The organism is Moorena sp. SIO3H5 (assembly GCF_010692395.1).
Lineage (GTDB): Bacteria > Cyanobacteriota > Cyanobacteriia > Cyanobacteriales > Coleofasciculaceae > Moorena.
In genome coordinates this window covers 1-13864 of the sequence record NZ_JAAHHS010000202.1, presented here as the reverse complement: position 1 = coordinate 13864, position 13864 = coordinate 1, and the positions used below count along the sequence as shown (strand labels likewise).

Below are 13864 nucleotides of genomic sequence, written 5' to 3'. Positions count from 1 at the left end.
TTGGCGCTCGAAGCGACCGCGATCCGCGACCCCGCCGGTGGGCTGACGGGCGCGCGTGCCGACAGTGAGTCCATGGCCTAAACGGCTATAGTGCAGTTGAGATTAAAGCGCCTGGTCTTCTACAGACAAACAAAAAGAAAAACTTTAGACATCAGCGGTTAACAGTTTGCCAAAATAGTAACGAAATCTGAAGTAGGCTGTCTTAAATGGAACCGCTTTATAAATATGCCTGGCTAATCCCAGTGTTTCCCTTGGCAGGGGCAATGCTGGTTGGTCTGGGGCTAATTTCCTTCAATAGAGCAACGAACCGTCTGCGGCAGCTGTTAGCTGTATTGATTGTCTCCTTCTTGGGGGCGTCGATGGTGTTCTCCTTTGCTATACTCTGGAGTCAATTTCATGGTCATGAACCCTATCAACGCACCCTGGAGTGGGCTGCTGCTGGCAATTTTCACCTAATGATGGGCTATACCATCGATCACTTAACCGCACTGATGCTGGTAGTGGTGACCACCGTAGCTTTTCTGGTCATGATTTATACCGATGGCTACATGGCTCATGACCCCGGTTATGTGCGCTTCTATGCTTATTTAAGCTTGTTTAGTTCCTCTATGCTCGGTTTGGTGGTTTCTGCCAACCTGTTGCAAGTTTATATTTTCTGGGAACTGGTGGGAATGTGTTCCTACCTGCTCATTGGATTCTGGTATGACCGTAAGGCAGCAGCAGATGCTTGTCAAAAAGCCTTCGTGACTAACCGTGTCGGAGACTTTGGTCTGCTGTTAGGCATGTTGGGACTCTACTGGGCAACTGGCACCTTCGAGTTTGATGCCATGGGAGCAAATCTGGAAACCTTTGTGGAATCAGGTTACCTGGGTGCAGGCATGGCAGCTTTGTTCGCTGTCTTAGTGTTTCTCGGTCCGGTGGCTAAATCCGCCCAATTTCCCCTCCACGTTTGGCTTCCCGATGCTATGGAAGGCCCAACCCCGATCTCTGCCCTAATTCACGCCGCAACCATGGTAGCTGCTGGGGTGTTTTTGATTGCCAGGATGTACCCCGTGTTTGAAGGGATTCCAGTCGCCATGACTGTGATTGCCTGGACGGGAGCATTTACCGCTTTCTTAGGGGCAACCATTGCTATTACTCAAAATGATATTAAGAAAGGGTTAGCCTATTCAACTATGTCTCAATTGGGTTATATGGTAATGGCAATGGGCATTGGAGCCTATGGTGCTGGCTTATTTCACCTGATGACCCACGCTTATTTCAAAGCCATGCTGTTCCTCTGCTCTGGGTCAGTAATTCACGGTATGGAAGCTGTGGTTGGCCATGACCCGATTTTAGCTCAGGATATGCGGTTAATGGGAGGCTTGCGTAAGTTTATGCCCATTACCTCCCTGACATTCCTAATTGGAACCTTGGCAATTTGTGGAATTCCCCCCTTCGCAGGGTTCTGGTCAAAAGATGAAATCTTAGGCAGTACTTTTGAGGTAAGTCCAATACTTTGGGTAATTGGCTGGCTGACCGCTGGAATGACCGCTTTCTATATGTTCCGGATGTATTTCTCCACCTTTGAAGGGGAATTTCGGGGCAATGAAATGGAAATCCGTCATCAACTCAAGGAAGCTGCTGGTGTAGCTGTACCTGCTTTTGGTCCTGGTGCTATGGATGTACGGGAACTTGAGGCTCAGGCTGACGATGATCACCACGACCACCACCACAGTGAGTTTCCCCATGAGTCACCCTTAACGATGACCCTACCGTTGTTAGTGTTAGCTGTGCCATCGGTACTGATTGGTTTGGTGGGAACTCCCTTTAACAACTACTTTGAGGAATTTATCCACCCAGCCAGTGAAACCATAGCCGAAGTCGTGGCAGAAGCAGAAGCTTTTGACTGGTCAGAATTTCTGATTATGGGCGGCAGTTCCGTGGGAATCGGTCTGATTGGGATTTCCGTTGCGGTACTGATGTACTTACAGGGCAAGATTGACCCCAATGCGATCGCTAAAAAAATCCAGCCCCTATATCAGCTGTCTCTCAATAAGTGGTACTTCGATGAAATTTATGACCGGCTGTTTGTTCAGGGAAGCCGTCGATTAGCACGGCAAGTTATGGAAGTAGACTACCGAATCGTTGATGGTGTAGTCAACCTGACTGGCTTTTTCACCCTGCTTAGTGGTGAAGCACTGAAATACGTAGAAAACGGTCGTGCCCAATTCTATGCTCTAATTGTCTTCCTCGCAGTACTGGGTTTAGTAATTGTCTCAGGTGTGACCTGACCTGCTTTGTTAATTGTTAGTTGTTTATAAACAATAAACAATTAACAATTAACAATTGAAAATTTGCAATTTTATTTTGACCAATGGTGACTGACTAGTTGACTATGACAGATTTCCCCTGGCTAACAATAATTATTCTGTTTCCGATTGCGGCATCGCTTCTGCTCCCGTTTCTGCCAGAAAAAAATGGGACTTGGGAGCGTTGGTACTCTTTAATTATCGGGCTAATTGATTTTGCCCTAATTGTCTATGCTTTTGTGACCCAGTACGACCTGAGCAACCCAGAACTGCAACTGGTCGAAAAATACAGCTGGGTGCCTCAAATGGACTTGAATTGGTCAGTAGGTGTAGATGGCTTATCCATGCCTCTAGTTTTACTGACTGGCTTTATTACTACCCTAGCGATGCTGGCAGCTTGGCCGGTAACCTTCAAGCCTAAGCTATTTTACTTCCTGATGTTGGCAATGTACGGTGGTCAGATTGCTGTATTTGCTGTTCAGGATATGCTGTTGTTCTTCTTGGTATGGGAACTGGAGTTAATTCCGGTTTACATGCTACTGTCAATCTGGGGGGGCAAAAAGCGTCTCTATGCAGCTACCAAGTTTATCCTCTACACCGCAGGGGGTTCCCTGTTTATCTTGCTAGCTGCCTTAGGCATGGCATTCTATGGAGATACCGTAACCTTTGATATGCGATCGCTAGCCCTCAAAGATTACGCCCTCAATTTCCAGCTATTGCTTTACGGAGGCTTCCTGATTGCTTACGGGGTCAAGCTACCCATCTTCCCTCTACATACCTGGTTACCAGATGCCCACGGGGAAGCCACAGCACCGGTACACATGCTCCTGGCTGGCATTCTGCTGAAAATGGGGGGATATGCCCTAATCCGCATGAATGCTGGGATGCTACCCGATGCCCATGCCGTCTTTGCTCCGGCATTGGTGATTTTAGGGATTGTCAATATTGTCTATGCTGCCCTTACCTCCTTTGCCCAGCGTAATCTCAAGCGTAAGATTGCTTACTCATCCATTTCCCATATGGGATTTGTCTTAATTGGTATAGCTTCCTTTACCGACTTAGGCATGAGTGGGGCAGTGATGCAAATGATTTCCCACGGTTTAATTGGTGCCAGCCTATTCTTCTTAGTAGGAGCTACCTATGACCGTACCCATACCTTGATGCTCGATGAGATGGGGGGTGTTGGTAAGAGAATGGGCAAAATGTTCGCCATGTGGACAACCTGTTCCATGGCATCCTTAGCATTACCCGGAATGAGTGGGTTTGTCGCAGAAGTGATGGTGTTTGTTGGCTTTGCCACCAGTGATGCTTACGGTTCCTTGTTCAAGGTATTAGTGATTGTCCTGGCAGCTATCGGCGTTGTTTTAACACCAGTTTACCTGCTCTCCATGCTGCGGGAGATTTTATATGGTCCGGAAAACAAGGAATTAGTCGCCCACGAAGCCTTGATTGATGCTGAACCTCGGGAAGTGTTTATTATTGCCTGTCTGTTAGTACCAATTATCGGCATTGGTTTGTATCCGAAAATTGTGACTCAGATCTATGACGCTACTACCGTTCAGCTAACCGCACGACTCCGCAACTCTGTACCAACCTTGGTCAACGAAGCACCAGTAGCACTAGAAAATGCTCCAATAGTTTCTGTCGCTCCATCTATTGCTCCTCGTTAGGGATTGATATTTTACAGTTGACTAGCTTGTAGAGTGGGCAAAAACAGTTCTATTGTTTTGAGTATTCGAGACTAGAGAACTTTTCCCTAGCTAGTAGGGTGGGCAAAAACAGTTCTATTGTTTTGAGTATTCGAGAGGTGCAACTATTAGCCTTATAGCTCTCTAAACCTTGTCAAACATTATCTACTGTTTTATAATCAAATAAGTTAGTAACTTGTTTAACAAGGAAACACTACCGCCAAACGAAGAACTAAAAGCCTTGGCAGCTGGTCGTAAGTTAAGCGACGTAAAATAATGGACTGTAGGTTTGTACAGGTTAAATGTTGCACTAGATTAGTTTGCCCACCATACTAGCGATGCAGCGCGGTCTTGGGGGTTTCCCCCGGAGACCAAACCTTAGACAGTTGAGCCTTTATGGTTGGTCGGCTATGCAGAAAAGGGGTAAAACTTATTGATTAAGGCTCAACTGTCTTACGGTAAATTCAAACCACTCGCTATTGCATCAAGAAGTGATTAACAAATTAGCAGCTTTTAATGTAGGGGTAGTATGAACCAACCCCTACATTTTTTTGTTGCCAAAGCAGCCAAAAAGCTCCCTTATATCATGTCAGGATAATTACCCTGTCTTGATGCAATAGCGAGTGGGGGAAACCCCCGCATGAAGGCGCTGCATCGCTTAATAAAAATCTCCCCATCTCCCCATCTCCCCATCTCCCCACACTTTTATTATGGGTATTCAACCGAACTTGATATTAGAGAAGCTATTGCTAGCGATCGCTTAACCAAAACTGATCTTAAAATATAAGAAACTTGTGCGGGAAGTAGCTAAATCATGACATTAGCCACCACAGCTGTTGAAACTAATCCCATTGTGCTGAGGATGCCTCCAGCATTGGAGATGGATGATGACCAATTTTTTGAGTTTTGTCAGGTTAATCGAGATTTACGTATTGAACGCACATTAGAGAGAGAAATAATTGTTATGCCCCCAACAGGAGGTGAAACATCTGACAGAAATTCCGACATTAATTTTCAGCTACGGTTATGGAACCGCCAAACAAAGCTAGGGAAAGTTTTTGAGTCTTCTTGTGGCTTTAAACTGCCTAATGGGGCAGATCGTTCTCCTGATGCATCTTGGCTCAAGCTGGAGCGGTGGGAATCCCTGAGTAAAGAAGAAGCGATGCAGCGCGGTCTTGGGGGTTTCCCCCATGAGCGACTGCATCAAGACAGAAAAAAATTTATTCCTCTGTGCCCAGATTTTGTGATTGAGTTGCGTTCCCCCAGTGATAGGGTAAAAGATCTCAAGAACAAGATGGAGGAGTACATGAAAAATGGTGCGAGGTTGGGGTGGTTGATTGAGCCAAATAGTCGTCGGGTGTATATTTACCGTCCTGGTGCTGATGGGTCGCAATTGGAAAATCCCGCTACGGTGAAGGGGGATGATTCGGTGCTGCCTGGTTTTGTCATGGTTATGGAGGAAATTTGGGAAGCTTGAGGGGTAGCACTTTCAGCCTACTCCCTTCGCTCCTCCTTATCCAAAACTGACCTTAGTTAAGGTTGCACTCTTTGATTAACCTCCTCTACTGATATACTCAAAGCGTCAGCTATCTGTTCCACACTTAACCCTAATCCTAATAAATGTGAAATAGCCTTCTGTAGTGCTTGTTCAGTTTTATGTAGTGCTTGTTCAGCTTCCTGATAAGCCATGTTCAGTTCTTGAAAGTTTAATAACTTTTTCCCTAACTTTGGATCGAAAAACTCTAATTTTCCCTGATTCACTTGAAGTTCTAGACCTAAGACTTCACTGTAAATCGAGAAATCTTCATCTCCTAAAGGTTTGCTAGCTATAGGCTCATAGTTTCCCTCCACCAGACGTAATCCTTTCAGGGGTGGTTGGAGATAATCTTCCACAGGGTCATACTGCATGTATTCTAATACTCCCATATCTTGGTATGTTTGGCGATTAAACCTTTGATCAGTTCCCTTCGTACTTATTGAAGTTACTTCTAATATCCAACTTGGAAACTTTCCGCCTTCTTCCCAAACTTTGTAGTGTTTTCGTAGTTTATTTTCTACTCCGAAAATCACAAATACATCAGGCTCGATTACGGCATCATATATGCCTTCTAGGTAGTAAATCGATAAGTTACCGGAAACATAAACATCATCTCGATTTTTGAAATAGTTTTTCAAGGCTTCTACGCCATAAATTATATAATCTCGGTTAGGGTCACTTTCTGCCATTGGTGTACCATTAGTATTGCGATAAAAAAATTTAGGTTTTAATTGCTCATTAGTCATTGGTCATTCAGCAAGGGAGTAGGGAGCAGGGAATAGGGAGCAGGGAATAGGAAACAGGGAATAGGTAAGGGGCAATAACCAATTTAAATGTGACGGTTAACCTCTGCCACTGATAAATTTAGTGCTTCAGCTATCTGTTCAACAGTCAAGCCTAAGCTTAATAACTGGGAAATAGCATTCTGTAGCCCTTCTTCCGCTCGTTGTCGGGCTTGAGCTTCAGCAGCTCGCTCTAACTCCGCTTGTTGTCGGGCTTGAGCTTCAGCAGCTCGCTCTAACTCCGCTTGTTGTCGGGCTTGAGCTTCGGCAGCTCGCTCTAACTCCGCTTGTTGTCGGGTTTGAGTTTCTGTGGTTTGCTCTAACTTTGCTCGTTGATAAGCTATCTCAAGTTCTTGAAAGTTTAATAGCTTTTTACCCAGCTTCGGATCAAAAAATTCTAGTTTTCCCTGATTCACTTGCAGCTCTAGACCTAAGACTTCACTATCAATAGAAAAATCTCCATCCCCTAAAGACTTGCTGGGGATAGGTTGATACTTTCCCTTCACCAAACGTAATCCCTTAAGTGGCGGGTTAAGATAATCCCCGGTAGGATCATACTGAAAGTATTCTAATACTCCCATAGTTTGGTATAGTTGGCGTTTTGTGGTTTGATCACTATTCCGGCTGCTTTTTGAGGTTATTTCTAATACCCAACTGGGCAATTTTCCTCCTTCTTCCCAAGCCTTGTAGCTTCTTCGCTGTTTGTTTTCTACACCAAAAACCACAAATACATCGGGAGAAACTACCTGATCGGGTTCTCCTTTCTGGTAGTAAATAAATAAGTTACCGGAAACATAAACATCTTCCCGATTTTTGAAATAACTTTTTAAGGCTTCTACGCCATAAATCAGATAATCCCGAGTAGGATCACTTTCTGTCATAGGCTTACCATCACTATCGGGATAGAAAATTTCGGTTTTGAGTTCGTCAGTTATTTTAGTAATAGGTACTTTAGTCATAGGAAAGACACCATTCGATGAAACTAGAAACTAGAAACTTGAAACTTATAGCTGATAGGTTACATTAGTGAACCTTTTCTTTATGGGTAAGAAGGGTAATGGTGAAAACACTTTTCCCATTACCCAAAGGTGTAATTGCAATCACACCGCATTACAGAATCTCTAATTACCTTAATTTGACCATCAGTAGAAAAAACAGATCACCTGTCACTGGACATTTGAGCCACTATATGATATCGCTGCTAGCATTAACCATCAAAAATCATCGGCAGTGTGGCAAGTTTGGGAGGTTTGGGAAGTATGTAGAGGGTGGGAAGTATAGCAGGATTCTTACTCCCGACTCCCGACTCCCGACTCCCTGCTCCCTACTCCCTACCGAATTTAGAACTGCTATAGAATAGATACACGCTATGTTGAATCGTCGAAGGTTACTAAAGTTAAGTGTTCTTTCAGCTGCTAGTGCCTTGGGTTGGTCAGCAGTTTGCTCAAGGGTCAGAACTGAGGTTAGTAGTAGTGAAATGCCGGACTATAGCAGCACTGGAGTGACGTTATTACAGCAGACAACACCCCTTGAGGATGGCTTTTTCTTTCCAGCGGAATGGGAACCCCATGAATTCACGATCATGGTGTTTCCTCCAGCTCAGAATTGGAAAGGCTATGGTCTGAAGAAGGCAAGGCGGGAATGGGCAGCAGTGGCGAATGCTGTCAATGAGTTTGAACCGGTGGTGATGGTTGTTCATCCTCAAGACAAGGGTGTGGCTAAAGGCTTTTTGAGTTCAGATATTGAACTGATTGAGTTTCCCGTAAACGATGGCTGGGCAAGGGATTCCGGTCCAATGTTTTTGGTGAACGGCAAGGGTTCACGTCGGGTAGCTGGCTTTACCTTTAACGGTTGGGGTGGTAAGTTTCCCCCCTATCACGACGATGCGTTACTAAAGGCGCGATTGTCTAACTATTTTGAGACTACCATGTACTCATCCTCTTTAGTGTTGGAGGGCGGTGGTGTCACATTAGATGGTGAAGGTACTATTATCACCACTGAGGAATGTTTACTTAACCCCAATCGCAACCCTAGGATGAGTAAGTCTCAAGTTGAGCGATTGTTGAAAGACTATCTCGGGGCTGAAACGGTGGTTTGGCTAGGTCGTGGTATCGTACCTGATCCCGTCACAGATGGACATGTCGATGGGATTTGCGCATTTGCCGCACCTGGATTGGTCTTACTCCATAGCACTGATGATAGGAATGATCCAAATTACAAGATTTGTCGGGATGCTAAGCATCGATTACAAAAAAGTACTGATGCTCGCGGACGTAAGTTTGAGATTGTTGAGATTCCTCTTGGCTTAGATATTGCTCATATGAATTTTTATATTGCTAATAATGCTGTGATCGTTCCAGTTGCTGGTGACTCCAGCCAAGATGATGCTCCCCTTGCCATTCTGCGTGAGGTTTTCCCTGGGCGGAGGGTTGTTGGTGTCGATAGTTTAATACTAGCTGAAGGTGGAGGAGGGATTCATTGTATTACCCAACAGGTACCTGTGGCTAATGGTGTAAGCCGTCAGTAGTCAGCTGTCAGCAATCAGTAAATTTGGCGGGAGGAAACAGGCAAGATGCCTGTTCCACCAACATGCCTGTTTTACACAAATAAATATTTAAGCAATATTTAACAAATAGTCTGTAATTTTATGACAGTTTTATATTAATAATTCCTAGATAATTTTATTGATAATCTTCTTAATCTACAGGTTATTAACTTCAGCCTTTCAAAAGATGCCATGGAATTCACCAGCCTCAAATCTTTTTCTCAATTCCTGGCGCTTAATTTTGCCGATCCCTGTTTTCGGAATCGTCTCTTTGGAAAGAGGAATCAGGTAATCTGGATTTAACCCAATCGTATTCACAACGGTTTTCCGAATTGTCTTGATCACTGCGTTTAAGGAATTATCGTCAGTATCAGTAGCACTGAAAAAGATTGCCAATCTATCAGTATTGTCCCCAGTTTCTCTGACGGCACAGGCAGCGGTATAAGAGACTTCCACCCCTTCCACTTCTTCTACCACAGCTTCAATCTCATGACTGTAGTAGTTTTCAGCGTATATTATAATTATATCTTTTTGCCGCCCAGTAATGGTTAAACACCCATCCTTGATACATCCCAAATCTCCGGTGTTGAACCATCCATCCTCAGTGAAGGCTTGTTGGTTAGCTGCTTGATTCTGATAATAGCCAGGGGTTACGGTTAATCCTTTAACCTCTAATTGGCCAATCTCTCCCTCAGCAACTACCTGGTTTTGATCATCTACAATCCGCAGGTCAACTCCGGGAATTGGCGCTCCGACTTCTACAAACAAATCATCATCTGTGGTGGAATTGAGGGAAAAGTTATGGAAAAAAGTTACACCAGACGAAACTTCTGCCATCCCCCAAGAAGGGCACATCACTGTAGGAGCTAATCCCTGGGGGGCGAGTAGTTGTAAAAAACGCCTTGCTGTTTTCGCTACAATGGTTTCAGCACCGTTCAAGAAGAATTTCATTGACGATAAATCCCATTGTCGTTGGGCTATGGTTTCAGCACAGTCATTGATCAAGCCATAGGCAAAATTTGGAGCAAAGGCGATGTTAACTTTGAAACGATCAATCAAATCTAGCCATATCAGGGGTTCTTTTAGAAATAATTCTAAGGGAAAATGAATCTGTTGGTTTCCTAAATAAACATCCCGAATGTGGAAATATATCAGGGCTGCCACATGATCCATCGGTATCCAATTCAACGTAATATCTTCTCTGGCAAAACCGTTCATTTGCACCGAGCCCATAGCTTGGCTCAACAGATTTCGGTGGCTCAGTAAAACTCCTTTTGGCATACCTGTGCTACCGGAAGTAAGCATAATTACTGCCACATCATCTGGTTGACTATGGTAGCAATTAGTATCTGGTTTGCTTTCGCGCAACTCCTCCACGGTCTGCACCGGAAATTTTCCCACCTGCACAAGTTCCGGCAGATTAGGAATTTTAGCGGCAAAGCTAGCATCTGTCAACAATAATGGTAGCTCCAGCATCTGCAATGTATAGCAAATTTTGCTAATATTCCTGTTATTTTTTTCAGGGTTAATAGTAACGTTATTTCCTAAAGAAACTGGGACAAAACCGCCGAGTATGCACCCCCAAAAAGCACTGATAAAGTCTTGAGAAGACTCAATTTGAAATACCACTTTATCTTGGGGTTGTAATCCTAGTTTTATTAGACCATATAGAATCCGTCGCGCTTCTAATAATAAGTCTTGATAGGATTGAAATTTTTCCGACTGATCCGGTTGGATGTAAATTATTCCCTGCTCTGTCGTAGCTGCTGTTTGTAGGATTTCAGGCAGGATAGTTGGACTGTTTCCCGACAGGTTTAGTGAGCCTCCATAGCTTATTGCTGGTTTGCGGGAAGGTTCACTAAAGCTGGTTTGATCTGATTTTTTTTTGTTGGAAAACATTTTTGTGATTAATCAGGTTTTGGTAAAAATCTATCTAGATAAATTAATCAAGATTAAATTTCGCTTGGCTAAGGGGCAAAAGTCAATCAATTACCCATTAGCCATTATCAATACTAGAAGGTTCCGTAAAACCACTTCGATGGATCTTCTGGATCCTCCGATGTACCATAATCACTACGGAGCTTAGCATATTCATCTCGTGATATCAAACCATCCTGATTAATATCAAGACTTTCAAACCCCCGTTTAATACTTTCCTGGTTGGTTTCTCCCAGAGCTTTTAAATATGCCTCATATTCTTTGAGACTAATTGTGCCATTTCCATCTAAATCCAAGCAATCAAACATTAGTTTGTTGAATTCTTGATTTTTTTCAACTTGAGTGGCATCCATGTTTGCCCGAGCTTCCAAAAACTCAACTAGACTGACTTTTCCATCTCCATCTTGATCAGCAGAAGCCAAATAATTATCCCAAGCTTTGGTATAGGTATCGAGAATTTTATGGTAGTTATAATCGCCCTGCTTAAAACCCAAATATTCAGCAATTTTTTTGCCAATTATCTGCAAGTCTTCCTTCTCCAGTACTCCATTTTTAGATTGATCGTATTTATAGAATGCTAAAGCAATTTTGCGCTGAATAAAGGGAGATAACATGATTATTTTTTCCTGTCGATGCTAAGAAGTTATTTGTTTACGATTAACTTTAGACTGTTGACTAACAAGAGGCTTTACCCGTGTGGCCTTTTCCAAAATTTTAGGAGAATTTGCTCCAAACAACTATTATAAAACTGGCCAACACCGAAACGATATCACAGCCGATTAGTGGACTTAAGGGCGATCCTCCTTTGGAGCCGCTGCGAGAAAGCATTTCTCGACCATACCCACACTCTACTCCCTGCTCCCTACTGCCTTTGCTCTATACTAATAGATAAAGCAAAAAACTAAACCACAAAAATACCAATATCATGCTGGATTGGTTAGCAGTTTGGGGAATTTCTAGTGCTGGTGGCTATCTCGCTAAAGAAGTGATCGGTCCCTTGGCCAAAGAAGCTCTAGAAGACTACACTAAAGACTTCTTCAAAGAGTCTATCAAAGACTATACTGGACTATCCGATCAAACTACCCAGAAAAAACTATTTGGTAAAGCATTAAAAGAATTTGTAGCTTTAGTTGAAAAGGAATTGGACGATGCTGAGCTATCCAAGCAAGAATTAAAACAGTATACTAAACCCCTCAAGCAGTATATTAAAAACTAATCCATTAAAGCTATCCTAGGAAGTGCGTTTAAGTATGGCTGTCAACAAATAGATACCGAGACATTAGCCAAGACTTGGATTGAGCTTAAGTTATTACCATTACCAGAAGAATTTCGTTGGAAGTATATTGCTAGACAGTATCTCAAGCAAGTACACACTATCATCCGGGAATCGGATCAGTTGCGGCCTATCCGGGATTCCCAAACTTTAGATGCGATCGCGTAGCGTAGCCCTTCGGGCTAATCGCACAAAACACTAACGCTACAGCAGGCATTATCCCAGACTTTGACCAAAAATTTGGGTCAATAGCCCCGTCCTTCGTTCGACGGCTTTCTGTTTTTGTGTTATACTTTACGTAGAGTTATCCCACGTCAAAGATGAATGTCTTAGAGTTTAAGGTCAAAGGGAAGAAAACTCAATATGCTGCGATTGATGAAGCAATCCGTACTGGTCAGTTTGTTCGGAACAAGTGCATTCGTTACTGGATGGACAATAAAGGCGTAGGACAAAAAGACCTGTACCGTCATAACACGTGGCTTAGAGCTGAATACGCCTTTGTAAAAGACCTAAACTCTCATGCATGTCAAGCTTCGGTTGAAAGAGCTTATAGCTCAATTGCTAGATTTTACGATAAATGCAAAAAGCAAGTTCCTGGCAAAAAGGGATATCCTAAGTTTAAAAAGTTTTCTCGATCAGTTGAATACAAGACATCGGGCTGGAAGTTGTCAGGGGATGCTAAATCAATAAATTTCTTAGACAAGAAAGGTATTGGAAAGCTAAAACTGAAAGGGACTTGGGAGTTATGGCGTTACGATCTTAAGCTAATCAAACGAGTTAGATTGGTGCGCCGTGCAGATGGTTACTACGTCCAGTTCTGTATAAAAATTGATACAAAAGAATCTTTAGAGCCTGCTCATACTAATGTTGGATTAGACGTAGGACTCAAGGAATTTTACACTGATTCTAAGGGAGGTGTAGAGCCGAATCCCAGGTTTTATCGTAAAGGAGAAAAAAAACTAAAGTTTTATCAACGTCGGGTTTCTCGCAAAAAGAAAGGCTCATCCAATCGCAAAAAAGCCATTAATAGATTAGGCCGGACACACCTTAAGATAAGTAGGCAACGTGAAGAACATGCCAAGAGACTGGCCCGTTGCGTAATCCACTCTAACGACGTGGTCGCTTACGAAGACTTAAGGGTTAAGAATCTGGTTAAAAACCACTGTCTAGCCAAGTCTATCAATGATGCGGGTTGGTATCAATTTAGGAAATGGCTGGAATATTTTGGACAAAAGTTTGGTAAACAAACGATAGCGGTAAATCCTGCTTACACTAGTCAGAATTGTTCCAGTTGTGGTGAAGTTGTCAAAAAATCGCTATCAACTAGAACCCATTCTTGTTCATGTGGGTGTGTGTTAGATCGCGATCATAATGCAGCCATCAATATTTTAAAAAGAGCCTTGGGTACGGTAGGGCATACCGGAACCTGGATCGTCGATCCGAACGCTTTAGGAGAAGACGCCTCTACTCTTTCTGATTCCGGTCTGAAAGAGCAAGCGACCTCGTTGATTAAAGAATCCCCGTTCTTATAGGACGGGGAGTGTCAATTAAGCACCTATCAAGAAGCACTCCTAGAGCGCTACGGTAATCTGGGCTTAGATAGTTTAGATACCAGTGGCTATGCCTATAACGAACTAAAACTCTGGAGGATATTTATCCCTCAAAATGTGCGAGAGGTTCATGACCTGATGCCGTCAGCTCTTCATGAACTTCCTAAAGATTATTATAAACAACTGGGAGACAGTGGTCAACTAGACATAGAAATTGAGCTAGAGGAGTTGAAGCGAGACAAAAAGCTTTATCATCAACA

The 13864-nt window shown here is 43.3% G+C and carries 12 protein-coding genes; 8 read left to right on the top strand and 4 right to left on the bottom strand.

From position 1 onward, the window contains the following. The first annotated feature begins 206 nt into the window (after positions 1-206). The 3 genes from F6K52_RS20710 to F6K52_RS20700 all read left to right on the top strand — a co-directional run bounded on the left by F6K52_RS20710 (position 207) and on the right by F6K52_RS20700 (position 5456). Entirely contained in the window at positions 207-2273 is a 2067-nt protein-coding gene (locus F6K52_RS20710; RefSeq protein ID WP_293081867.1) for an NAD(P)H-quinone oxidoreductase subunit 5, read from the top strand. A gap of 104 nt (positions 2274-2377) precedes the next feature. Next, the gene (locus tag F6K52_RS20705; RefSeq protein WP_293081864.1) at positions 2378-3961 is read left to right on the top strand and encodes an NAD(P)H-quinone oxidoreductase subunit 4; all 1584 of its coding nucleotides are present in this window, start codon (positions 2378-2380) and stop codon (positions 3959-3961) included. 832 nt (positions 3962-4793) lie between these two features. Beyond that, positions 4794-5456 (top strand): Uma2 family endonuclease, encoded by a 663-nt coding sequence (locus F6K52_RS20700; protein WP_293081861.1) that lies wholly within the window; start codon positions 4794-4796, stop codon positions 5454-5456. 56 nt (positions 5457-5512) lie between these two features. Here F6K52_RS20700 and F6K52_RS20695 read toward each other — a convergent pair whose 3' ends face one another. Then, positions 5513-6262 carry a Uma2 family endonuclease gene (locus F6K52_RS20695; RefSeq protein WP_293081858.1) on the bottom strand — a complete coding sequence of 250 codons (750 nt, stop codon included), beginning with the start codon at positions 6260-6262 and terminating at the stop codon, positions 5513-5515. Positions 6263-6345: 83 nt separating this feature from the next. Beyond that, the gene (locus F6K52_RS20690; protein WP_293081856.1) at positions 6346-7257 is read right to left on the bottom strand and encodes a Uma2 family endonuclease; all 912 of its coding nucleotides are present in this window, start codon (positions 7255-7257) and stop codon (positions 6346-6348) included. Positions 7258-7487: 230 nt separating this feature from the next. On the opposite strand from F6K52_RS20690, the gene F6K52_RS20685 reads away from it, so the two are divergent. Next, a complete protein-coding gene (locus F6K52_RS20685) occupies positions 7488-7658 on the top strand; it encodes a hypothetical protein (protein WP_293081853.1) in 171 nt (56 codons plus the stop codon). Between the two features lie 9 nt (positions 7659-7667). Next, positions 7668-8825 carry an agmatine deiminase family protein gene (locus F6K52_RS20680; RefSeq protein ID WP_293081851.1) on the top strand — a complete coding sequence of 386 codons (1158 nt, stop codon included), beginning with the start codon at positions 7668-7670 and terminating at the stop codon, positions 8823-8825. 198 nt (positions 8826-9023) lie between these two features. Here F6K52_RS20680 and F6K52_RS20675 read toward each other — a convergent pair whose 3' ends face one another. Both F6K52_RS20675 and F6K52_RS20670 read right to left on the bottom strand, forming a co-directional pair. Continuing rightward, positions 9024-10742, bottom strand: coding sequence for an AMP-binding protein (locus F6K52_RS20675; RefSeq protein ID WP_293081848.1), 1719 nt, complete (start codon positions 10740-10742; stop codon positions 9024-9026). 113 nt (positions 10743-10855) lie between these two features. Continuing rightward, positions 10856-11395 (bottom strand): EF-hand domain-containing protein, encoded by a 540-nt coding sequence (locus tag F6K52_RS20670; RefSeq protein WP_293081845.1) that lies wholly within the window; start codon positions 11393-11395, stop codon positions 10856-10858. Between the two features lie 110 nt (positions 11396-11505). Between F6K52_RS20670 and F6K52_RS20665 the strand changes: the two genes are divergently transcribed. The 3 genes from F6K52_RS20665 (at position 11506) to F6K52_RS20655 (ending at position 13586) form a co-directional block, all read left to right on the top strand. Beyond that, positions 11506-11673, top strand: coding sequence for a hypothetical protein (locus F6K52_RS20665; RefSeq protein ID WP_293081843.1), 168 nt, complete (start codon positions 11506-11508; stop codon positions 11671-11673). A gap of 33 nt (positions 11674-11706) precedes the next feature. Beyond that, positions 11707-11997, top strand: a complete 291-nt coding sequence (locus F6K52_RS20660) for a hypothetical protein (protein ID WP_293081839.1) — start codon at positions 11707-11709, stop codon at positions 11995-11997. Between the two features lie 377 nt (positions 11998-12374). Further along, positions 12375-13586 carry a transposase gene (locus F6K52_RS20655; protein ID WP_293081836.1) on the top strand — a complete coding sequence of 404 codons (1212 nt, stop codon included), beginning with the start codon at positions 12375-12377 and terminating at the stop codon, positions 13584-13586. Positions 13587-13864 lie beyond the last annotated feature (278 nt).